This window comes from Janthinobacterium darwini (genome assembly GCF_051380905.1).
Lineage (GTDB): Bacteria > Pseudomonadota > Gammaproteobacteria > Burkholderiales > Burkholderiaceae_D > Janthinobacterium.
In genome coordinates this window covers 552,554-570,581 of record NZ_JBNYXX010000003.1, presented here as the reverse complement: position 1 = coordinate 570,581, position 18,028 = coordinate 552,554, and the positions used below count along the sequence as shown (strand labels likewise).

General features: G+C 59.9%; 28 protein-coding genes. 4 read left to right on the top strand and 24 right to left on the bottom strand.

Annotated features, from left to right (window positions below):
• Window positions 1-10: 10 nt before the first annotated feature.
• Window positions 11-382, bottom strand: a complete 372-nt coding sequence (locus tag ACQ4WZ_RS21100; RefSeq protein ID WP_096234395.1) for a phiTE_015 family protein — start codon at window positions 380-382, stop codon at window positions 11-13.
• A 772-nt stretch (window positions 383-1,154) separates the two neighbouring features.
• Here ACQ4WZ_RS21100 and ACQ4WZ_RS21095 point away from each other — a divergent pair.
• The 3 genes from ACQ4WZ_RS21095 (at window position 1,155) to ACQ4WZ_RS21085 (ending at window position 3,254) form a co-directional block, all read left to right on the top strand.
• Complete coding sequence (locus ACQ4WZ_RS21095; protein ID WP_436574454.1) at window positions 1,155-2,408, top strand: tyrosine-type recombinase/integrase; 1,254 nt, start codon at window positions 1,155-1,157, stop codon at window positions 2,406-2,408.
• 240 nt (window positions 2,409-2,648) lie between these two features.
• On the top strand, window positions 2,649-2,834 hold the full coding sequence (locus ACQ4WZ_RS21090; RefSeq protein ID WP_436574453.1) for a hypothetical protein: 186 nt from the start codon (window positions 2,649-2,651) through the stop codon (window positions 2,832-2,834).
• Between the two features lie 33 nt (window positions 2,835-2,867).
• Window positions 2,868-3,254, top strand: a complete 387-nt coding sequence (locus ACQ4WZ_RS21085; RefSeq protein ID WP_436574452.1) for a hypothetical protein — start codon at window positions 2,868-2,870, stop codon at window positions 3,252-3,254.
• A 9-nt stretch (window positions 3,255-3,263) separates the two neighbouring features.
• Here the strand turns inward: ACQ4WZ_RS21085 and ACQ4WZ_RS21080 are convergent, their stop codons facing one another.
• The 4 genes from ACQ4WZ_RS21080 to ACQ4WZ_RS21065 form a co-directional block, all read right to left on the bottom strand.
• A complete protein-coding gene (locus ACQ4WZ_RS21080; RefSeq protein ID WP_436574451.1) occupies window positions 3,264-3,431 on the bottom strand; it encodes a hypothetical protein in 168 nt (55 codons plus the stop codon).
• 114 nt (window positions 3,432-3,545) lie between these two features.
• Window positions 3,546-3,941, bottom strand: a complete 396-nt coding sequence (locus ACQ4WZ_RS21075; protein ID WP_436574450.1) for a hypothetical protein — start codon at window positions 3,939-3,941, stop codon at window positions 3,546-3,548.
• Window positions 3,938-4,402, bottom strand: a complete 465-nt coding sequence (locus ACQ4WZ_RS21070) for a D-Ala-D-Ala carboxypeptidase family metallohydrolase (protein ID WP_436574449.1) — start codon at window positions 4,400-4,402, stop codon at window positions 3,938-3,940. Before ACQ4WZ_RS21070 ends, ACQ4WZ_RS21075 begins: the two co-directional genes overlap by 4 nt.
• On the bottom strand, window positions 4,399-4,728 hold the full coding sequence (locus ACQ4WZ_RS21065) for a hypothetical protein (protein WP_436574448.1): 330 nt from the start codon (window positions 4,726-4,728) through the stop codon (window positions 4,399-4,401). The genes ACQ4WZ_RS21070 and ACQ4WZ_RS21065 overlap by 4 nt, the downstream gene beginning before the upstream one ends.
• Here ACQ4WZ_RS21065 and ACQ4WZ_RS21060 point away from each other — a divergent pair.
• Window positions 4,727-4,927, top strand: coding sequence for a hypothetical protein (locus tag ACQ4WZ_RS21060; protein WP_436574447.1), 201 nt, complete (start codon window positions 4,727-4,729; stop codon window positions 4,925-4,927). The two genes, ACQ4WZ_RS21065 and ACQ4WZ_RS21060, sit on opposite strands and share 2 nt — an antisense overlap.
• On the opposite strand, the gene ACQ4WZ_RS21055 is transcribed toward ACQ4WZ_RS21060, so the two are convergent.
• From ACQ4WZ_RS21055 to ACQ4WZ_RS20965, 19 genes are all read right to left on the bottom strand, one after another.
• Window positions 4,900-5,184, bottom strand: coding sequence for a hypothetical protein (locus ACQ4WZ_RS21055; protein WP_257560701.1), 285 nt, complete (start codon window positions 5,182-5,184; stop codon window positions 4,900-4,902). The genes ACQ4WZ_RS21060 and ACQ4WZ_RS21055 overlap by 28 nt on opposite strands.
• Window positions 5,181-5,609, bottom strand: coding sequence for a hypothetical protein (locus ACQ4WZ_RS21050; protein WP_436574446.1), 429 nt, complete (start codon window positions 5,607-5,609; stop codon window positions 5,181-5,183). Before ACQ4WZ_RS21050 ends, ACQ4WZ_RS21055 begins: the two co-directional genes overlap by 4 nt.
• 8 nt (window positions 5,610-5,617) lie before the next feature.
• Window positions 5,618-7,648: a WD40 repeat domain-containing protein gene (locus ACQ4WZ_RS21045; protein ID WP_436574445.1), complete on the bottom strand. Its 2,031-nt coding sequence runs from the start codon at window positions 7,646-7,648 to the stop codon at window positions 5,618-5,620.
• On the bottom strand, window positions 7,649-8,791 hold the full coding sequence (locus ACQ4WZ_RS21040; RefSeq protein WP_436574444.1) for a hypothetical protein: 1,143 nt from the start codon (window positions 8,789-8,791) through the stop codon (window positions 7,649-7,651).
• Window positions 8,788-9,417 carry a DUF4214 domain-containing protein gene (locus ACQ4WZ_RS21035; RefSeq protein WP_436574443.1) on the bottom strand — a complete coding sequence of 210 codons (630 nt, stop codon included), beginning with the start codon at window positions 9,415-9,417 and terminating at the stop codon, window positions 8,788-8,790. The genes ACQ4WZ_RS21040 and ACQ4WZ_RS21035 overlap by 4 nt, the downstream gene beginning before the upstream one ends.
• Window positions 9,418-9,434: 17 nt before the next feature.
• Entirely contained in the window at window positions 9,435-10,562 is a 1,128-nt protein-coding gene (locus ACQ4WZ_RS21030; protein ID WP_436574442.1) for a hypothetical protein, read from the bottom strand.
• Window positions 10,563-10,591: 29 nt separating this feature from the next.
• A complete protein-coding gene (locus ACQ4WZ_RS21025) occupies window positions 10,592-11,491 on the bottom strand; it encodes a hypothetical protein (RefSeq protein WP_436574441.1) in 900 nt (299 codons plus the stop codon).
• A 33-nt stretch (window positions 11,492-11,524) separates the two neighbouring features.
• Entirely contained in the window at window positions 11,525-11,728 is a 204-nt protein-coding gene (locus ACQ4WZ_RS21020) for a DUF1799 domain-containing protein (protein WP_436574440.1), read from the bottom strand.
• Between the two features lie 79 nt (window positions 11,729-11,807).
• The gene (locus ACQ4WZ_RS21015) at window positions 11,808-12,320 is read right to left on the bottom strand and encodes a BRO family protein (protein ID WP_436574439.1); all 513 of its coding nucleotides are present in this window, start codon (window positions 12,318-12,320) and stop codon (window positions 11,808-11,810) included.
• Between the two features lie 93 nt (window positions 12,321-12,413).
• Window positions 12,414-13,055, bottom strand: coding sequence for a phage tail tube protein (locus ACQ4WZ_RS21010; RefSeq protein WP_436574438.1), 642 nt, complete (start codon window positions 13,053-13,055; stop codon window positions 12,414-12,416).
• Window positions 13,056-13,190: 135 nt separating this feature from the next.
• Window positions 13,191-13,625, bottom strand: a complete 435-nt coding sequence (locus ACQ4WZ_RS21005) for a hypothetical protein (protein ID WP_436574437.1) — start codon at window positions 13,623-13,625, stop codon at window positions 13,191-13,193.
• A gap of 4 nt (window positions 13,626-13,629) precedes the next feature.
• Entirely contained in the window at window positions 13,630-14,349 is a 720-nt protein-coding gene (locus ACQ4WZ_RS21000; RefSeq protein ID WP_436574436.1) for a DUF3168 domain-containing protein, read from the bottom strand.
• Complete coding sequence (locus tag ACQ4WZ_RS20995) at window positions 14,346-14,549, bottom strand: hypothetical protein (protein WP_436574435.1); 204 nt, start codon at window positions 14,547-14,549, stop codon at window positions 14,346-14,348. The genes ACQ4WZ_RS21000 and ACQ4WZ_RS20995 overlap by 4 nt, the downstream gene beginning before the upstream one ends.
• A gap of 184 nt (window positions 14,550-14,733) precedes the next feature.
• The gene (locus ACQ4WZ_RS20990) at window positions 14,734-15,288 is read right to left on the bottom strand and encodes a hypothetical protein (protein WP_436574434.1); all 555 of its coding nucleotides are present in this window, start codon (window positions 15,286-15,288) and stop codon (window positions 14,734-14,736) included.
• Window positions 15,289-15,345: 57 nt separating this feature from the next.
• On the bottom strand, window positions 15,346-15,597 hold the full coding sequence (locus tag ACQ4WZ_RS20985; protein ID WP_314607347.1) for a DUF7220 family protein: 252 nt from the start codon (window positions 15,595-15,597) through the stop codon (window positions 15,346-15,348).
• The gene (locus ACQ4WZ_RS20980) at window positions 15,594-16,205 is read right to left on the bottom strand and encodes a dATP/dGTP diphosphohydrolase domain-containing protein (protein ID WP_436574433.1); all 612 of its coding nucleotides are present in this window, start codon (window positions 16,203-16,205) and stop codon (window positions 15,594-15,596) included. Before ACQ4WZ_RS20980 ends, ACQ4WZ_RS20985 begins: the two co-directional genes overlap by 4 nt.
• Window positions 16,202-16,444 (bottom strand): hypothetical protein, encoded by a 243-nt coding sequence (locus ACQ4WZ_RS20975; protein WP_436574432.1) that lies wholly within the window; start codon window positions 16,442-16,444, stop codon window positions 16,202-16,204. Before ACQ4WZ_RS20975 ends, ACQ4WZ_RS20980 begins: the two co-directional genes overlap by 4 nt.
• Window positions 16,441-16,824, bottom strand: coding sequence for a hypothetical protein (locus ACQ4WZ_RS20970; RefSeq protein WP_436574431.1), 384 nt, complete (start codon window positions 16,822-16,824; stop codon window positions 16,441-16,443). The genes ACQ4WZ_RS20975 and ACQ4WZ_RS20970 overlap by 4 nt, the downstream gene beginning before the upstream one ends.
• 39 nt (window positions 16,825-16,863) lie before the next feature.
• Window positions 16,864-18,021 carry a tyrosine-type recombinase/integrase gene (locus ACQ4WZ_RS20965; protein WP_436574430.1) on the bottom strand — a complete coding sequence of 386 codons (1,158 nt, stop codon included), beginning with the start codon at window positions 18,019-18,021 and terminating at the stop codon, window positions 16,864-16,866.
• Window positions 18,022-18,028: the final 7 nt, after the last annotated feature.

Genomic DNA, 18,028 nt, shown 5'->3' with positions numbered 1-18,028 from the left:
CGCCGTCCCCTCAAGCCGTTGAATCTTCGCTCTTGTCGTCGGCCAGTGCCTTCTGCTTCATCTTCAGGCCCTGGATCACTTTCAGTATGCCTTCCATGCCAGCAGCGCCATCGGCGCCGCTGAAGGCGTCGAGCACTTCATTGAGCACCTTGTTGCGCACGGTCGCTTCATCGGACGACATTTCCAGCGCGCGCTGGGCTTTCGCCGCCTTTTCGGCCGCGCTCACGCGCGGCTTGGCCGCCGTCTTGCCATGCGTCAGAGCTGCCTGCCAGATAACCCAGCGGCGCTGGGTCTCGAAAATCAGGTACTCATCCGGTTTGTCTTCTCTTCGCCGCACAATGTGGCCGTCACGCTGCGCCCACGCTTCAAATGCAGTTCGCATTTTCTTCCTTTGCAAATGCTACGCGCAAGTCTCACTATTAAAACTGCAACATTTCAAAATAGTACCATCTATTGATGTCGCAAAACAGTCTCATAGATATAGTACTGCAATTTATATAACAAGTCTGGCGGCGCCAGAAACGGAAGCTAGGCTCCGCCCCGGCATAGTGGTCATGTAATCGGAATAGCAATTACAACTAATTACAACTGCTTCCTGTTCGGTTCTCAACTTGGCTGTAACTAAGCCGTGTGACACAGCTGTTACATTGTGCCATTTTAGTAGTTTTTATCGCGTTTTAGCGAGAAACTTTACACCTTTATCGCGTTACACGGCGAGACGTAGCCTGCCACGCCAGCCACTTATGCCAAATCAAACCTGATGGTTGATGAATCATACACATAAACATAATATTCATGCGTCACGATTGACTAAATGTAAATACTTTATTAACACTCCTTTTCCCTATGGGAAAACAAAGTGCTTGTGCGACAAGCGGGGAGCAGCACACCGTCGACACGCATGCGGTAAGATTCGCGCTTATCGATACCTATTCAAGCAAGGATTTTTCCCATGAAACTCGCCACCTGCCAGTTTCATTCGGGTATCAAGTTGTATCCTTGCATGCCAATCTTGGCTATTTTAGCCCTTTGCGGCCGAAAAAACTGTTTCTTTGTGTCTCATGTTAACGCACAATGGCGCCTGTGAAATTTGTAGCTAGATTTGTAGCTAGCTACAAACCCGATATGGACAGCACACAATAGGCGGAAGAGAAATGGCGAAGCGCGGGACCAACCAGCTGGAAGACTTGCAGATCAAGCGATGGATTGCAAAGGGCGAGCCTATAGCAAAATCTGACGGTGGCGGGCTCACTTTTACTCTATCGCGCGCTGGCACCGCGAGCTGGGTTTTGCGGTACATGCGCGACGCTAAGGCTCGGGAGCTGACTATCGGAAACTACCCCGACATCTCGCTGGCCGCTGCCAGGAAGATCGCTCGCGAGAAGCGTGGCGCTATTGATGGAGGCCAAGACCCGGCCGCGCAAAAGAAGGCGGCGCGCATGACTTCCAAGATGTCCTGGACTGTTAACGCCCTGATCAAGGATTACACGATCAAGCGCCTTGTGCCGTCTGAATTTGCTAAAGGTACTATATATTACCGAAAAAGTGACTTTACCAACGATATAGGGCCGAAACTCGGGACCCTAAACGTCATCGACGTTACGCCTGCTCATGTAGTGCACATGCTGGAAAAATCCGGGAAAACGTGGGAAGTACAGAAGAGGATCTTAACCTCGACAACACAAATATTTGATCATGCCATTGGCAAACAGTTAATACATAGCAATCCATGTGCCGCGATCAAACTGGCCGCGCTGATGGGCAAGCGGCCAGCACCAAGGAAACGAGTGATGCTATCCGAGCAAGATTTGCGAAAACTATTATCCACAATCGCGGACATCGGAACAGAAAACGCCCTGGCATTCCGCATCATGTTGGCAACTTGTGTTCGATCTGTCGAGCTCGTAAAGGCAAAATGGACGGATATCGATTTCGACCGTGCAACCTGGTTTGTGCCTGACGAGTCTGTCAAGACGCGTACTGGCTTCCTTGTTCCTCTCACGCCAACGGTATTAAACTGGTTCAGCAACCTGCGTGACCTATCTGATGACTCGGAATGGGTGCTGCCATCGAGGCGCCCTAGCCGCGCTGGGCAGCACGTCGGCCGGACCACCCTTTGGGCGGCGATCACACGAGCGTTTGAACGCGGGGATATAGAAATTCAACGCTTTACCCCTCATGACACGCGTAGCACCGCCAAGGGGCATATGCGGAACATGGGTATCTCAAGAGAGATTTCGGAAATCGCACTTAACCACGCACTCAAGGGAATGGAAGGCATCTATGATGTGCGGGAAGAAATCCCGGAACGCCGCCGCGCCCTGGAACAATGGGCGCTGTTCTTGGTGGCATGCGAGCATGGCCGACCAAGTAACGTCGTGGTGATGCCCCGCCAGGCCGAAGCATAAAATTCCCGCGCCCCGACGCGGTGCGGCAGCGTATTTCATGCTGCACGACTATGCGGACGAGAAGCGCGCGGCTTAGGCGGCGCTCGGTGAGCGGCTCACGGCTGCGCTGCGATGAAGTCACTATTCATTGAATATCAATGCAATTTAACAATTTGCTATGTGCGGCGTCGCGTAATCCTATATACTTTCAAGTAATTAATTAAAGCATCTGTCTCCTGCGATTTTTTCAGAGGGGAAATCATGAAAAATAAAATGCCAAAACTCACATTCTTGCGCCTTTGCTTGTCCGGCGCTATTGCTGGTGCTGCACTTTTTGGTGTACTGGCGCCCATTTTCGGCGTCGACTCTTCCACCGCCAAAGAAGTGGTAAGTGGGGTCGCTGGTGCCGGCGCTGTTGTAGTCATCAAGTTCGCTCACCTCATTTAAGTTTTGTTTCAACTAGACGGAAATCCGGTAGATATGGCGACCATTGGGGTCGCCATAGCTAGCTGCATGGTGCGTCCGATTCGCCGTGCAATTCGGAAAACCGGTCAGTGTTTCACTGCTAACACCCTCATTCTCGACTTCTTAAATGGCACAGTTTTAGTGCCTTTCTGTCTTTTGGTCGGCTCGACTTTTTCGACTGCGATTCTTGAGGCGGCACTGAAAACCAACAAGCTATTCTTGACGTCCGGTGGGATTATTGGCCTCATTTTTGTAGTTCGGGAATTCCTCAATGGTGACGTCTCGCAGCATGCCGTGCCATCGGCCAGTGGTAATCCTGTAGTTCCACTTCCAATTGCGAAGAGCAAAGCCGCGAATTCACCCAATCGTACGCAAAAGACAAAATCATCGCGCCGGCGCTAGCCCTAGTATTCAGGCGATGAAGTTCATCAGGCGATGTTGCTGAACTTTTTTATCATCGGCAACCGGCAATAGCCGCCAACAGTTCACCCTCATATTTCCGCCCGCGCGGCCAGTCTCGCGCCAGCGCCAGGACGATCTCGCCATCTGTTGCTGCCGCTGCCAGCTGGTCGAATTCATAGGCTGGTCGCTGCGGTACAGACTTTACACATGGCGTAAAGACGGGAACTTCGACCCGCTGTGGCGCCAGCGGCGGGCTGCCGCAGCCGGCCAGCACCAATATAAGCATCCATTTCATCTCATGCCCTCCAGCAGCAGCCTGACGGCCGGCATAGCCTCGTCGCAGGTCGTGGCGCGCGCGCCCGTGATATGTTCCAGGGCGGCGTCATACTTCCTGCCCTTGGCAGCGGCGGCCGCCTGTGCCGCAGCACCGCGCTCCTGCGCCGCCAGGGTTGCCTTGGCCATGCCATCGATGGCGCGGTTTTGCTCGGTGATCGAGCTGCGCAGCTGCGTGCTAACGCCTTTCTCCAGCACCAGCGCCACGCGCGCGGTGTCACGGTCGCCAGCGGCCAACCACCAGCCGGTGCCGGTGGAGCTGGCCACCAGCAGCAGCGCTGCGGCGAGCATGACGGCCGCAGCCTTCCAGATCCCGCTGACGGCGCCTGCGGCCAGCGTGCCCAGCGCGCTCACGGCCGCACCTGCAGGATGCCGGCACGCGTGCCTTGATGGTCGATGGTGATGATACGGTTGATCGGCTTGGCCACCATGCGCGTGCTGACATGCACCCAGGTCAGTTCATTAATGATCTGGCCGATACCGAACTCGTCCAATTTCGGCAGCAGGGCCTGGCATACCTGGTACGGCGTCATGCGCAACGCTTTGAAATCAGCAGCACAACCGCGCACGTGATCGCTGCCATCGCTGCTGCCGACGCCGCGATTCACGGGGATCGAGCGATAGCCGCTGATGTTCGTCATGGGCGTATCGATGCCAGTGCAGGCAGTCAGGTAGTTACGGATGCGCTGCAGCAGTTCGGCCGTGCGCTGCAGCTCGGTCAGCACGGCAGCCGGTGGCGTGTTGTCGAAGCCGTGGCGCGCGGCCCAGTCGGAGGCGGTCAGTTCCTGCAAGGTGAAATTCTTGGTCAGGTTCACAGGCCACCCCGCACGTCCTTGACGACGGCGGCAGCATCGCGCGCCAGCTCGCCGATGTCCTTGTCGCGGCGCTTTTCGAACCAGCGCACCGTGGCGCCCAGCACCCACCAAGCGGGCAAACCGGCGGCCACCATCAGCGGCGCGGCAATGAACAGGAAGCCCAGCGCCGGGTCGCTGCCGTACAGCACGGCGACGGCGCGCGCGCTGTCGAACAGGCCCGGCATCCAGTTGCGCACGACCACGACCAGGGCCGGTCCCATCAGGGCGGAAAACAAAATGGTGACGAAGAAGCGCACGAAGGCTTCCTTGGCAGATTTTGGCCACATGAACATGAATCCCAGTGAGGTTGCGGCAGCGCCGGCCAAGACCGGGATACCAAAAATTTTGATCAGTGCGCCGCCGGCGGCGGTTGTTTCGATGGCCATGAATGCCTTTCAGGTGGTGGAAATGAAAAAACCCGCCGAAGCGGGTTGTATGGGGAGGATTATCGACAACAGCTACGTGCCAGCCGAATCGCGGCAGTGATGCGGGTCCAGCCAATCGAGCCAGCGGCACAGGACGCAGCCCCAGCGGCGACCCTCGCTGCGCGCCCGGTTAGCACGGCTGCTGAGCGTTTCGGTTTCGACACCATTGGCGGCGGCATTGCCCGCCCGGTCCAGCGCGACGGCGATGCGCAGCGCTTTGGCCGGATTCGACAGAATCGACCAGAGCATGCGCAGCAGCGTGATCGCGGCCGCGCCAATGCAGGCCAGCCAGACAGCCAGGAGGCTGAGGCGTTTCACAGTGTGTCCGCGTGAATGAACAGCGCGTCGAGGTCCAGGTTCAGGGCGGGTCCTATTAGCACCACCAGCGGGTGCCATCGCTCGTAGTCCTGGGCATCATCCCATTCGATCTGCGCCAGGCGCCGCTCTGTCTCGTCCTTGATGGCCGCGATTACCACCGGCACCTGGTCGAGTTTGCCGGCCAGCAGCAGCGCCAGGCGACCCTGCCGACGCGTGACCTTATGCGGCACAATAACTGGCGCTATCGGAGCAGGTGGACGCTCGGCCAGCACCTCCCAGTTGGCACCAGTCCAGCGAGCCACCTGGGTGCCGGTGAGCGCGGGCGGTGCAGCCAGGGTTGAGTTGCGCGGCACCGGCCCCATTAGGTCAATGCTGGCCGCCTGTGTGAAAATACCCTGCTCGTCACGTAAATAGATAGCTACCATGCTGTCCTCTAAGTTTTGATGTAGTTAGTCAGGCCGGGCGCAGCAGCGGCCATTTTTGGAAGAGCGAACTGTGTTGTGCGGTCGTAGCCTGACGTGTAATTTTGGACATACGGCGAGCTTAAAAGTGCGCAGCCGAGGAACTCGTCGCCTGGAGTAAAAGCCAACGCTTGAGAAAACGCCCCGCTCACAAACCCCGGCATAGATAGCTTGGTCAATACGCCAGCCGCATGGCTGTACAGGACAGTAGGGTTCCCCGACAAGGCGAGATAGCGTCCATCGCTGCTGTACGATAATCCTACAACGGCCGCCCCTGGGGGGTCTGCTGGCGTAGACAGTTTAGCAAGCGAAGTGCCCGTGACGCTGTAAGTTTCAACAAACGGGGCAGTGCCTCCGACTAGCGTCAGGTAAGCCCCGTCAGGGCTCCATGCGGCACTGCTCGGCGCTACGGTAGGCAATACCGAGGGGCTGCCAAGGCTCGTCAGTGTCGCCCCGCTGACGGAGTAATTTACGAGGTATGGCGATGACGTGGCCACACACGCCAACATCGTGCCTGCCGGGTTGAATTTGACTTTCCCGGCGGAGTTCGGCGCTGCCACGGATAATTTAGTGAATACATCCCCTGATCGGCTATACACCGAAAGGGCAGCACTGGCCCCACCCACTGCAAGAAGTGAGCCGTCATTGTTCCACGAGACGCCTGATGATGCCGAAACGGGCAATGCAGCCGGATTGCTAAGTTTTGTCAGTGTCGAGCCATTCCACTTATACACAGTGAGGAACGGCGTCGTAGCATGGGCAACCGCGAGATATGTGCCATCGGGACTCCACGCAGCGTCCAGAACCGCAGACGCTGGCAGCGTGGCTGGGTCTGCCAATTTAGTCAAAGTAGCGCCGCTGCGGGTATATACCGTGAGAAATGGCGTCGCATCATGCCCAATTGCCAGCCGCGTACCGTCAGGCGAGTAAGCTGCAGCACGGCCCTGTCCTGTAGGCAGGGTTGCCGGTGCGGGTGTCGTCGTGAAATCCAGAAGTAACCCCACCACGGCCCGCAGGCCTGGGTAGGCGGATTGCAGATAAACTCCGCCGTCACATTTCAGCCAATCCGGAGCGGACAGCGCGCGAGCCGTGGTAAGTATGTCTCCTGTGAGGGCACCCGAACTGCTTGCCGAACGTCGTACCCATGCCTTGAAAAGGGTAGACGTATCGGCGGTGATGTCGATCTCGTCGCCAGGATTCAAGGTCGTACTGCCACCTGCGATGACCAGGTTCGCGCCGTTCGTGATCGAAAACGCCACGGTGGCCACCAGCGTGCGCTGGGCGCCTGCCTGGGGCGCCGCCGGGAAACCAGTGATCGTGGTGCCAAAGCTGATAGGCACCCGGTTTCCGCCGGCCGCCCAGATATCCGGTGTGGCGCTGGCTGCTGGGGCCGTGCCCTTGAGCAGGTTAATGGCGCCCGTAGCATTTCCTGTGAGTGCTGCGCTGCCTGCTGCGCCCGGGGCGCCGGTCACGCTGATGTTCCAGTCTGATTTTGTATCGCCATTGCCGCCGACCGCAGTCACGGCAATCGTCAGTGTCGTGCCCACATACGAGGTCACCGTGCCGGTCATGAAGCGGGTCGGGTCAGATGCGCTCACTGCGGTGATGAAAATGTTGGCGGCGTACTGTTTGCCGGCCTGGGTCGCCAGCGTCTTATTGCCCGTGCCGATAACCAGGGGCGTCGTGCTGGTGCCGGTCAGCACCGTCCCTGTCGCAGCTTCGTGGGCGTCGGAGGCGGCGGCCTGGGCGGCGTTACGCGCCTCAATAGCAGCATCGCGCGCCGCCTGCGCGGCAGTAGCCTGCGTCGTGGCTGCGTTGACCGATGCTGCAGCGCTGGCGGCCGACTCGTTTACCAGCACCTGTTTTGATTTCACGTCCGCCAACAGGGCGTTTTCCTCTGCGCCACGTAGGGGCAGCTCGGTCATGTATTTGGCTACCGCCTCGTCAAATGGCACCTGCGCCATCGACTGATTCGGCAGGCCATCCATCAATTTTGTGATCATTTACACTGTTCCTTCAATTTGCATAGCCATTTTTGAATGTGTGACGCTCGGGATAACGGTCTTGAGCGACGAAAACTTTCCGCAAACGACCGTAAAACCGCCATATATGGCGGCGCCGATGTAGACAATGGTTTTCTGCCGAAGCCCCTCCATACGCTCCTGCGCATACTCGATCTGGTCGTTATCGATGATCAGATCGAGCGACATGCGCTTGGAATAGCCGCGCTCCGTGGTCTCGCTGGTACCGTCGAAATTGAATTTCGTCGTCGACCAATCCTTTAAATCTCGGCCCAGGCCATATTCCGTGCCGCCGATTTCTTCGATAGGCCCGATGCAACACATGCCGCATTTGGCAATGCCGCCGGGGTTGTTGATGGCAATCGTCACCGCCGTGTTGTAATACAGGGGCAGATCGAGCGCCAGAAAACTCGTCCTGCGGCGCCGCCGGTTAAACAGCCAGCGATACATGCTGCTGCCGGAACTCGACACGATCAGGCTGAATGCCTGCTGGTAGACCACGCCCGCTGCCTGGTCGGTAGACGTAATGACCACCTCTGCCGCGTCCAGATTGCCCAGGTAGATGCCCTGCGCGATGGCCTGCGGTTTGAGTGTGAGCACGATAGATTCGGCGCGCTCGGTCTGCGTATTGTTGTAGGCGTCGACCATTTTCCAGCGATTTGTCGCACCTTTCGGCAGCCAATACGTCGCGTCGCTCAGTGGTTTGTTGACGTTCGGGCCCGCGCTGGCGGTGTGCACACCAGATTGGCTGCCCGTCAGCGCGATGGCAGCGCCGCCCACCGTCGCGCTGAGGCTGAAGGTGTTGATGGCCGGATTCAGCACGTAATAGGTGGCGCCAGCCACCAGGCCCGTCGGCAACGCGCCGGTCGTGGCAAACGACACCGGCGTGCCGGCTGCCTGCCCATGCGCCACCCATGTGACGATGCCGGGCGAGGCGATGGACAGGGTGACGGCGCTGCTCACGCCAACCTTCGATTCGGAAACCGTGTGCGTGGCAGGATCAATCACGCGCTCGCCAGCCGCATACACTTTCGTCAGGCTCTGCGCCGGATAGTCGTTCTCCGGCACGTTCGAGCTGACAAATACACCAGGGTCGGACACGGCAATCGGGTCCAGAATAATCATGCAGTCTCCTTTTCTTTCTTGGTGGTCAGCGGCATGTCGCCATTCGCGGCGCCTTCGAGCGAGTCGGCAGTGCTCTGGGCGTATTTGGCGATGGCGTACAGGTGAGATTCCAGCATCACGCGCATCTCCCTGTTCTCGCGGCGCAGCTCACGCACCTCATCAGCCGCCGCGTCGTTGTTCGACGGCGGGCTGCTCAGGCGCGCCATCAACTCGCGGTTGTCGGCGGCGGGAATGATGCGCTCGCCCTCGTGCACCAGGGCCAGTGTGTCGAATGGGAGACGGTTCGTGCCAACGTCGAACGAGTGCAATTTCTTGTACTCGGCGCTGCCCATCATCGCGGCGCGCACCTGGTCGATAGACGAGCCACCGGCAAGTACATTGGTCCAGTAATCGATGCCGGCCGCGTCGCCCGCGCGCCCCATCACCGATTTGTAGAGTGCCTGCGCCTGCGCCTCTGGCGAATTCTTGATGCCGGAAACGATATCGCCTATCGACGTGCCGCTGTTGGCCAGGCCGCCCCAGTAGTCCATGCCGGCCTTCTCGGGCGCACGGCCCAGCGCAGCCTGGTAGGCATTGTTGATGCCCGCCAATGCGCCCACGCTCGAATTGGCCTGCGCTGCCGCCATCGCACTGGCCAGGCCTGTTATCGCCTGCAGGATCGACAGCGAGGTGGTATCGATGCCTTGGCAACGTCAGTGCCGGCACTCAGACTCAAGCCCCGCGCCTGCTCAGCTCCCAGCGCACGCATGGCAGTCGCACTGGCGCGCAGAGCTGCCGCCTCAGATTCGCGACCGATGATCGTGTCAAGGATGCCTGCTTCAACCTCCTTGCGCGCCGCCGCCTCCTCGACTAGGCCCTGGTTGAACTTGATTGCCTCGACCGCACTGAGGCCGATCAGGGTATTGGCATCCCTTTGCGCTTGCAGTTGAGCTTGGAGCGCTTGCAAGTCTGTGGCACGCTTGTCAGCCAGGTCGGCGAGATTGTTCGCAGCCTGCTTGGTATCCTTGATGTCGAGGACGCGAATTTCTTCTTTCAGCTGCAGCGTACGGGACAGCGCTTGCGCATCTACCTCGGCAATCGCGCCGCTCAGGCCAGCCTGCTCTTTCTTGCTATTAGGCTTGGCGGCCGTGAGCGCAAGCTCTGCGACCAGCATCGCCCTTTTGCGCGCTAGTGCATCCTGATCGAGCTTCGCGACCGCATCCGCATACGCAAACTCGGCCAGCAGGCTGGTGGCAAGACCAGCAGCACGATCTGCGCCCAGCGTCGCCATGGAGCGCTTGGCCGCCTCTTCCTCTACCGCGCCGCGACGTTTCAGCAACTCGATTTGCGTGTCGATGGCGATATTGTAGGTATCGGCGTATTTGATTCTGATGGCGCCAAGACGGCCATCCAATTCGGATTGCTTTATGCTTCCTGCCGCGACCAAGGCGGCACCTTGGATGCGAGTCTTCTCTAACTCCTGCTCGCGCAACTGCACACGCGTGAGATATTTTTCCCTGTCCTGTTCCCATGCCCGGCCACTCTCACGCAATTTATTAGCGGCTTCTTTGGGCGCGATACCGGCTTGCTCAAGGGCGATTTGATTTTTCAGGCTCGCTTCAAGCGCAAGGTCTTCGGCCAGCCGTGCGGCGTAGGCAGCGCTGCGCGTGTCGGCGCCGGCAGTCAGGCCATTGGGCAACTTACCGCTTGCAGCCCCTGCCGATGTGGCCAGACGCTTTTGGACGGCGGCAAGTTGCTGTTCGAGCGTTTGCTCGCGGCCGATGTTCAGCATGGAATCCCACGCCTCCTTGGCGCCGTCGCTTACCCGTTTCCACGCCTTTTGCAAACTGCCGAGATTCTCTGTAACTTTGCGGTTGCCGCCTCCTGCGCTGCCTTCATGCGGATAATCGACTGGATCATCGGCTCCGCGTCGGCTGCGGCGCCGGCCAGCGCGGCGCGGTAGCGCAACACCTCTTCCGCAGACTTGCCGTGTAGCGCGACTTGCTCGCGCAGGGCCGACAGAAATCCATCCTTATTCGCCTGGGCCTGTGCGACTTGGCGCTGCGCCTGAGCCTCCAGGCGTGTCGATTCCGTAATAGCCTCATGCGCCGCGCGCATGTTTTGCAATTGCAGAATCAGCGGACCGGCCGCCTCAGCGGCGCCCGCTTGTGCAGCCCTGTAGCGCAACACTTCCTCTGTCGATTTACCATATAACGCGATTTGCTCACGCAGGCCGGCGACGTACGAATCCTTGCCAGCCTGGGCCTGCACAACTTCCCGCAGGGCCGCCGCTTGCGCGCGCGCCGCTTCCGCTGCTGCCTGCTGGGCTGCTGCGGCGGCCTCGGTTGATGCTTTTGCCCGCAGTTGGGCGGCCTCCGTCTCGCGCAATTGTGCAATCAACGGAGCCAGCTTCATCATGTCGGCGCCGCGACTGCGGCCCAGCTCTTCGAAATATTCAGCACCCGACTTTTTGCCGGAGATCAGGGCGGCATTCGCCCGCTCTACCGCTCCGGCAATATTCCGGGTTGCAGCATCAACACGATTAGCGGCCGCTGCCCCGCCGTTGCCGATGCTGTCGAGCGCGCCGCCGCCTTGGGTGCGCAGGCTGTCGAGCGTGCGGCCGGTGCGCTTGACGGCGCCATCCACGCGGTCGAGGCCGGACTCAACGCCACTGGAGTCAACCGCCAACTCAATGGTCGCGCCGCCAATCGTATTTGTCATAAGGTTCCAAATGCAAGAACCGCCCGAAGACGGTTATGTTTTCTGATGCATACACGCCAGGGCCGCGCTTTCCATTATCTGGATGTCGCGCTCCAATGCGTCGTATTCAGCGGGCGCCAACGAGAGGCGATCCATTTTTCGATACACAACGTTGTAATCAAGGCCAGTTGCGCCGCTCATGACCTTGGCTTTGAAGGTTGGGGATGCGGTCAGGCTGAATTTAGGTTTGGTTGCCATTTTGTACTTTCAAGGGAAGAAAAAGACCCGCAAGGTGCGACCAAGCGGGCGGTGCGCAGGATGCGCAAAAAAACAGCGGTTAAGCTGGTTCGGTTAAGGCGAGAAGTGATGGCTGGATCTGTCCGCTGATCTGATTCAACTTTTCCTTCAGCGGATGTTTCTTTTGCTTGTGCTCGCTCAGTCCTTTGCCGCAGAGGCTGGCGAACTTGTCTTGTGCGTCGACGGCGGCCTTGGCTTCGAACCATGCAAACATCAGCGACCTAGCCGGCGCGACTTGCGCCTCCAACTGGTCGAGAACCCACGTTCGGAACTCGGCGCCCTTCTTGGTCCGTGCAAACATGCCGATCAGGTGCGCGCCCCGAAGGCTGAAAACGCGCGCTTCGGCCGTAATCCCCGAGAACCCCGAAACGGGGGTCACGATGAGATCGGTCATTGATGGCCGGAACTCTTTGTCATGCAGTTGATAGAGACGAGAAACTTTATCGCTCCGGCTGTAGCCGAGCGCGGCGGCAATATCGGCAGCCGTGAGCCACGATTGCCCGTTGCGCTCGATGACGCGGAGCTTGTGTCCATCGAAAATCAATTCATTCATTTGAAGCCTTTCGCTTGGTGCCCATCGGGCGTAAAAAAATGCCGCTACGATTGCTCGGGGCGGCATTGGGAGAACAGCTGGTGCGGCGGTGGATCAGTAGCGGACCGGGCGCCCTTGCAGGCTGAAGGTCGATTTGACGGCCATGATCGAGTTCTTGGTCAGCGACGGCGTTTCGTCCAGGGAGACGATGCCGTTGTAGAGGATGATCGAGTTGTTCGGCAGGGTGACGACCAGTGCTCGCGGGCTGCGCGTTTCGGCGGCCGCTTTTACGGCAATGAAGCCGGCCAGCGTCGGATCATCGGCGATGGAAATGGCGATCGACTGCGCGCTTGCCTGGGTAGGCAACTGGGTCGAGAAGTCGTTTTCCAGCAGCGACACCTCGGTGAAGCCCATTTCACCGCCCGAGCTGGTGGTTTCCAGAATCTGCGTGATCTGGGTCAGCGTGTTGATCTTGCGCACCGAGCCGATGCCGCCGCCTGGCGTGTAGGTCGTGGTGTTGGACGAGTCCAGCCCCTCCAGCGCAAAGGTACCGGCCGCCGACAGGCTGACGCGGTAGATGCGATTGTTGATGCGGGACCAGCCAGAGGTAACCTCGACCAGGTCACCATTGGCCAGGCCGTGGGCGGCTGCGGTGAGAACGGCCGGGCTGGCATTGCTTGCCGCCGTGATGGAAATGGCCGGACCGTAGACGGTGGCCAATTTCAGCGTTGCGCCATTAGGCAGGGAGATCGACATATTTAAAGCCTTTCCGGTCGCTTGACCGAGAGTAGTAACCCTCACGGGCGTAAAAAAACCGCCCGAGTTTCCTGGGACGGCTCAAATGAAAAAGGCCAGCGGATTAGGCTGGCCTCTGTAAATTCTGCTGTTTGCTTAATCGACCTCGATGACCTTGCTCAGCACGGCCATATTGCATTTCTGCTCAGCGATCGATGTTGAGCTGAACCCGCCGTTCATCAGGGCGTTGACCTGCGCGGTGAAGTAAATTAGCGATCCGTCGGGCCGCGTCACGCGATAGCTGCATGCCGAATCGAGGCCGATGACGGCGCGCAGCACGTCCTGCCCAGCGTCAGCGATGCGGATTAGTTCGACTTGCAGCGACAGCTCAGCCAGGCCGGACATGGCCTGGTATGGCCGGATCAGGCCGATGTAATTTCGCGTGGATGTGGCGTACTGCGTGCCGAGATCGCCCACGACCTTGACGCCTTTGATCTGCGTGTAGCTCAGCGCGGCGAACCCGGCGGCGGTCACGTCGGTAGGCGTCGCCCGCGATACGGCAAGCGTGCTGCCAGCGAGGGGGGTAGGCATATCGTCAGATCCAGAGGGAAAAATCTTGCATGGTGCCGCGCAACTTCGTTTCGTCGTCGTAGGTTGCAATAGCGGCCCCCAAGACGGTCGGCTGCAGGGCGATCAGCGTGCGTAGAGCGTCCTCAACAGCGCCGCCCATGGCAGTCGCACGGGTGCGCGTATCGGCCCACACGTTGATCTGCATGCGGGCGTTCTTCTTCGCCGGAATGGTGCTCTCGACGAAATTGACAGCATCGCCCCCTACCTGCTGGTACGTGATGTACGGGCGGGCGGTGTTCTCTGGCGCCAGGTCGGGATAGACACGATCGGATATGCCACCCAGCAGCACCAGATTCATCATGGCCTGATGCGCAGCGTCGATACGGGCGCGCATCCAGGCATCGAAGCCGATCGCCTCAGCGGCATGCGCAACGCCGGCGCGGTGACATACCCATGCGTCATACGGCATGCCCTGTAGTAGCGGGGCCGTATCGCGCGCCCAGGCGGAGACGCTGAGATCATTCGCAGCGCATGGTGCGGCTGCTGACAGCGTCTCGCGCGGCACCAGCTCATACTCGGCCAGCACCAGGTCGACACCGTCAGCGTCTTCCGGGTGGTACTCGCACTTCACTGTGACGATCTCGCCAACAGCGCAGCGCAGCTCAAACGAAACGCAGTACTTCGGCAGACCGAGTAGCGCGATCAGCTGCGGGCCCAGCGTCCGGACTGTCATCAGGTTGTTCATGGGTTGCTTTCAATTGGTGGCGTCGGCGGCACCATCCACGCGGTGGCGCTGGCGGTGCACGCTGGGCAATGAGTCAGCGCCTGCAGCAGCCGGCGTGCCTCCTCTGCTTGCTCCAATTGCGCGGCCAGCTGGTCGATGCGGCGCATATCACCCGCCCGGCCGGCGCGAATGATCTCGTCACGCCAGTGCAGTGCTCGCATTTGCAACCTCAAATAAAAAGGCCGCTGTCGCAGGAATGCGGGCAGCGGCTAAGCCAGGGATGGCGGAGAAAGTGGAGTTCAAAACAAAGAAGCCCGCGACCGTAAGGTGGCAGGCTTCAATATTTTCAGGCGCACGAAGCCCCGATGAACGAATCTTACATGATCCGAAGGGCGAGCGCAACAGTCAGCATGCGACACGCGCCTTGAGGATTAAGTACAAGCTGTGGACCGCTTGGGCGAAGATGGTGTCGAACTGGGCGCGCCAGACGCCGCGGGTATTAAGGCCGAAATGGACCATTACCGCTTCTCGCTGCATCACCGACAACTCCCATACCGCCGTCTGCACTTCCCGCACCAGGCGTTTATTCACCTCGATCTCCATGTCTTCGAAGGAGTGGATGCGGGCATCGGGTGCGCCCACACATTGCCGGGGCGCGCCTTCAGCCAGCGGCTCACTGGTTCGCATCCAATCGGCCCAGCTGTCGAGCAGCAGCAGCACGTTATCGTGATGCTGTTCGAGCACCGTGCGGTGGATTGCCGGCGGCATCGACAGCGCGCGCGCTATGGGCGCTGGTTGCGGCGGCGCGGCCGCAGGCTCGACATAGTCGTCAAATATAATATCGGCCACTGGTGCGCTCTTGCCGGCCCATCCCAGCGTAATTTTTTCTCGTTGCATTTCAATCCCTGTTTGGCGTTGCTGGAAGTGTTCTAACCGATGATTCACAATAATCATGAACATGAGGAAATATGCGGCGTTGCGGGGTGGTCTTCGCCACTTTCCCGCCAACGATTTCGGTCAATTCCTCTTAATCGCCGTGGCAGCCGCTTGCGCCATCATGTGCAGCTTTGCATTGAACCAACGGCGAATGCAGTACGACCGCGCCACGCTGATCACCGTGTAGATCAGGCCCAGCAGCAGGTTATCGCGTGCGGTGATGTGAAAGCCAAACAGCGGGAAGATCAGCATGTTGGCGGTGAAGTTGATGGCGAAGCCGATCACCACATTGATGATGGCCTCGATCAGCGAACCGAGCCGGGTCTGGTTCATGGCTGCAGTTCCTTTGTCGGGCGATCATCACCCTCTTGATAGTTGGTCGCATAGAGCGTGAGCATGCGCAGATTGCACATGGCGTGCGCTAGGTGAGGCAAGCCCGATTCGGCGTCGCACTCCTCGCCGGCCTGCCATGCCGACATGTGGCGCATCAGGCAGGCAAACGGGATCGACCAGGCCATGCCCTTGGCCCAGTTCCAGGCCGCGTACTTTTCCTTGCCGTAGGCCCACACGCGCGCCTCGTCGGCCATGGTGGCCAGTGGGATCAGGGAGTAATCCGGCTTGCCGTAGTTGAAGCGCGCACCGCTTCCTCTTGCCTCACTGGTCACATCGCCGACTCCCTGGGATGCGCTCGTCACCTCGCCATGCGCTGCATCCGCACCCGCCCGATATTGGGCACCTGCACGCTCGGCGATAATGGAGAGGCATGCTGAAACTACGCTGCGGATGCCAGGAACATTGGTGGCAGATACTTGCAACTCAGGAAAGCCGTTCACGCTGGGGAAGGTGTCGATCGCGTTGGCATGCAACGCGCCTACGAGATCAGCGTCAGTCAACTCATCCAAAATCAGAAAGCTTGGGTTTGCGCCCAAAAGATGGCTCATTGCGCTTGCTCCATAAAAGTGATTTCGCCGGGCTGGCGCGGTGTCGCGTCGCCCATCAGGTAAATAATTGTCGAGATCCCGCCGCCCTGCACCTGGGGATACATGCTGTGCAGGTGGTGCTGCTTGCCGTCGACCAGCACGGGCTGGCAGGTATAGAGAGCGCGCAGCAAGGCACGGTCTCGCTTGTAGGCCGCCTCGGCCGGCGTTTCCGGCGCCGGCACTGGGTTGCGGGCGCTCAAGGCGTCACCCGCACAGCACGGCCGCCGCGCCACCGCCAGCCTGGTGCGATCTGGTTGCGATTGAACCGCTCGCGGCGCTGTTTGATGGTCAGGCTTGGCCATGGCTTATCAATGCCATCGCTGAAATAGCCTTCGGGCACGCATTCAGACCAGTAGTGGGTCTCAATCCACACGCTGCGGCAGCACTGCTCATCCCACTCGCGACCGTCTTGCGTGCTCGACCAGCCTCCGAACACCGGGCAGCCATCTATGCCGATCCCGTCTGCGCCGCCAGCCGGATGATCCCAGCGGTCAGACTTGTAGACCTTTTGCGTGTCGCCATGGCTGCGCAGCAGCTGCGCCGCGCGCTTCGCCTGCTTCTTGTAGATGCGCGGGTTCATGCTGCCACCTCGCGCAGGACGCGATCTTGAGGGTTCAATTTATTCTCCTGGGGTTGGTGCTGCTGGCGTCGATTCGGCGCCCGAACTGCCATCAACTGATGACTGATGATAATCATGGATGTCTGCATTCATGCGGGTTTGCGGGTTGGCGCTCGCCACTTTCTCGCCACGCCCGAAACCGATTTTCTCGGCGATTTCGTTCTGCGCCTGCGCCGCCGTCTCCCGGTTTTTCTCCAGGTAGGCCATGGTGGTCATCGGCGACTTGTGGCGCATCACCGCCTGGATGGTCTGGATCGGCACGCCCTGCTCCGACAACATCGTGGCAAACGTGCCGCGCAGCCTATGCGGGGTGATGCCCTTGATCTTGCAGCTCAGGTTGGCGGACTTCATGGCCTTGCGGGCGAAGCCCGGCGGATGCTGCTGGGCGCCGCCGCGCTTGCCGGCGATCAGGCCCTCCACCTGGCGGTGCGGCGCCAGCTGCTCGACCAGCCAGGCCGGGACAGGCACGGGCTCGGCCTCGCGGCCCTTGGTGATGCCGGGCGTATAGGTGGCCCGCTGCCAGTCCAGCCATTCCCAGCGCGCGCCGGCCGCCTCGGACTCGCGCAGGCCCAGGCCGAACATCAGGCGAATGGCCGTGGCCACCGATGGGTCCGCGCGCGTCACTTTATCGACAGCGGCGAACCACTCAGCCACGGCGGCTATAGGCAGGATCGAGCGTGGGCGCTTTTGCACCTTCAGCATGCGCACCTGCCATGGGATCGAGCGGATGATTTCGCGCTTCACTCCCCAGTTGGCGATCAGCTTGAGCACGCGCAGCCAGTGGTTCGCGCTGGCCGGCCTGTGGTCGACCATGTGCAGGTTGCGCGCCAGCTCGACGTGGCTGGTGGTGATCTGGTTCAGCGGCAGATCGCCCAGGTCGTAGAAGTGCAGCCGGGCGGTGGTCTCGACGCTGCGCTGGTGTGCGGCGCTGCTGATCGGGCCATTCACCTCCAGCCACTCCTTCGCCATGGCCGACAGCGTGGGCACTACTTTGCCGCCATTGGTCAGGATCAGCGCCTCGTCGTACGCGCGCTGCGCCACCGCGTTGGCTTTCGTCTTGCTGCTCTCGCGGGTGCTGCGCTGCACGCGCGCGCCAGCAATCTGGAAGCGGTAGTGGTAATTCTTGGCCTTGCCGGCCCGGAACAGGTGAAAACTCATTCGTGTC

Coding starts and splice junctions, on each gene's coding strand:
- ACQ4WZ_RS21045 (WP_436574445.1), bottom strand. CDS start 7,648: ATGATCACAAAATTGATGGATGGCCTGCCGAATCAGTCGATGGCGCAG.
- ACQ4WZ_RS21000 (WP_436574436.1), bottom strand. CDS start 14,349: ATGAACAACCTGATGACAGTCCGGACGCTGGGCCCGCAGCTGATCGCG.
- ACQ4WZ_RS21020 (WP_436574440.1), bottom strand. CDS start 11,728: ATGGCAACCAAACCTAAATTCAGCCTGACCGCATCCCCAACCTTCAAA.
- ACQ4WZ_RS21005 (WP_436574437.1), bottom strand. CDS start 13,625: ATGCCTACCCCCCTCGCTGGCAGCACGCTTGCCGTATCGCGGGCGACG.
- ACQ4WZ_RS21035 (WP_436574443.1), bottom strand. CDS start 9,417: ATGGCGGCAGCGCAGGCCAATTCGAGCGTGGGCGCATTGGCGGGCATC.
- ACQ4WZ_RS21095 (WP_436574454.1), top strand. CDS start 1,155: ATGGCGAAGCGCGGGACCAACCAGCTGGAAGACTTGCAGATCAAGCGA.
- ACQ4WZ_RS21030 (WP_436574442.1), bottom strand. CDS start 10,562: ATGCTGAACATCGGCCGCGAGCAAACGCTCGAACAGCAACTTGCCGCC.
- ACQ4WZ_RS20985 (WP_314607347.1), bottom strand. CDS start 15,597: ATGAACCAGACCCGGCTCGGTTCGCTGATCGAGGCCATCATCAATGTG.
- ACQ4WZ_RS21085 (WP_436574452.1), top strand. CDS start 2,868: ATGGCGACCATTGGGGTCGCCATAGCTAGCTGCATGGTGCGTCCGATT.
- ACQ4WZ_RS21025 (WP_436574441.1), bottom strand. CDS start 11,491: ATGACAAATACGATTGGCGGCGCGACCATTGAGTTGGCGGTTGACTCC.
- ACQ4WZ_RS21010 (WP_436574438.1), bottom strand. CDS start 13,055: ATGTCGATCTCCCTGCCTAATGGCGCAACGCTGAAATTGGCCACCGTC.
- ACQ4WZ_RS21060 (WP_436574447.1), top strand. CDS start 4,727: ATGAACATGAATCCCAGTGAGGTTGCGGCAGCGCCGGCCAAGACCGGG.
- ACQ4WZ_RS20965 (WP_436574430.1), bottom strand. CDS start 18,021: ATGAGTTTTCACCTGTTCCGGGCCGGCAAGGCCAAGAATTACCACTAC.
- ACQ4WZ_RS20990 (WP_436574434.1), bottom strand. CDS start 15,288: ATGTTCATGATTATTGTGAATCATCGGTTAGAACACTTCCAGCAACGC.
- ACQ4WZ_RS20995 (WP_436574435.1), bottom strand. CDS start 14,549: ATGCGAGCACTGCACTGGCGTGACGAGATCATTCGCGCCGGCCGGGCG.
- ACQ4WZ_RS21100 (WP_096234395.1), bottom strand. CDS start 382: ATGCGAACTGCATTTGAAGCGTGGGCGCAGCGTGACGGCCACATTGTG.
- ACQ4WZ_RS21040 (WP_436574444.1), bottom strand. CDS start 8,791: ATGATTATTCTGGACCCGATTGCCGTGTCCGACCCTGGTGTATTTGTC.
- ACQ4WZ_RS21090 (WP_436574453.1), top strand. CDS start 2,649: ATGAAAAATAAAATGCCAAAACTCACATTCTTGCGCCTTTGCTTGTCC.
- ACQ4WZ_RS20970 (WP_436574431.1), bottom strand. CDS start 16,824: ATGAACCCGCGCATCTACAAGAAGCAGGCGAAGCGCGCGGCGCAGCTG.
- ACQ4WZ_RS21080 (WP_436574451.1), bottom strand. CDS start 3,431: ATGAATTCGACCAGCTGGCAGCGGCAGCAACAGATGGCGAGATCGTCC.
- ACQ4WZ_RS20980 (WP_436574433.1), bottom strand. CDS start 16,205: ATGAGCCATCTTTTGGGCGCAAACCCAAGCTTTCTGATTTTGGATGAG.
- ACQ4WZ_RS21065 (WP_436574448.1), bottom strand. CDS start 4,728: ATGTGGCCAAAATCTGCCAAGGAAGCCTTCGTGCGCTTCTTCGTCACC.
- ACQ4WZ_RS21050 (WP_436574446.1), bottom strand. CDS start 5,609: ATGGTAGCTATCTATTTACGTGACGAGCAGGGTATTTTCACACAGGCG.
- ACQ4WZ_RS21015 (WP_436574439.1), bottom strand. CDS start 12,320: ATGAATGAATTGATTTTCGATGGACACAAGCTCCGCGTCATCGAGCGC.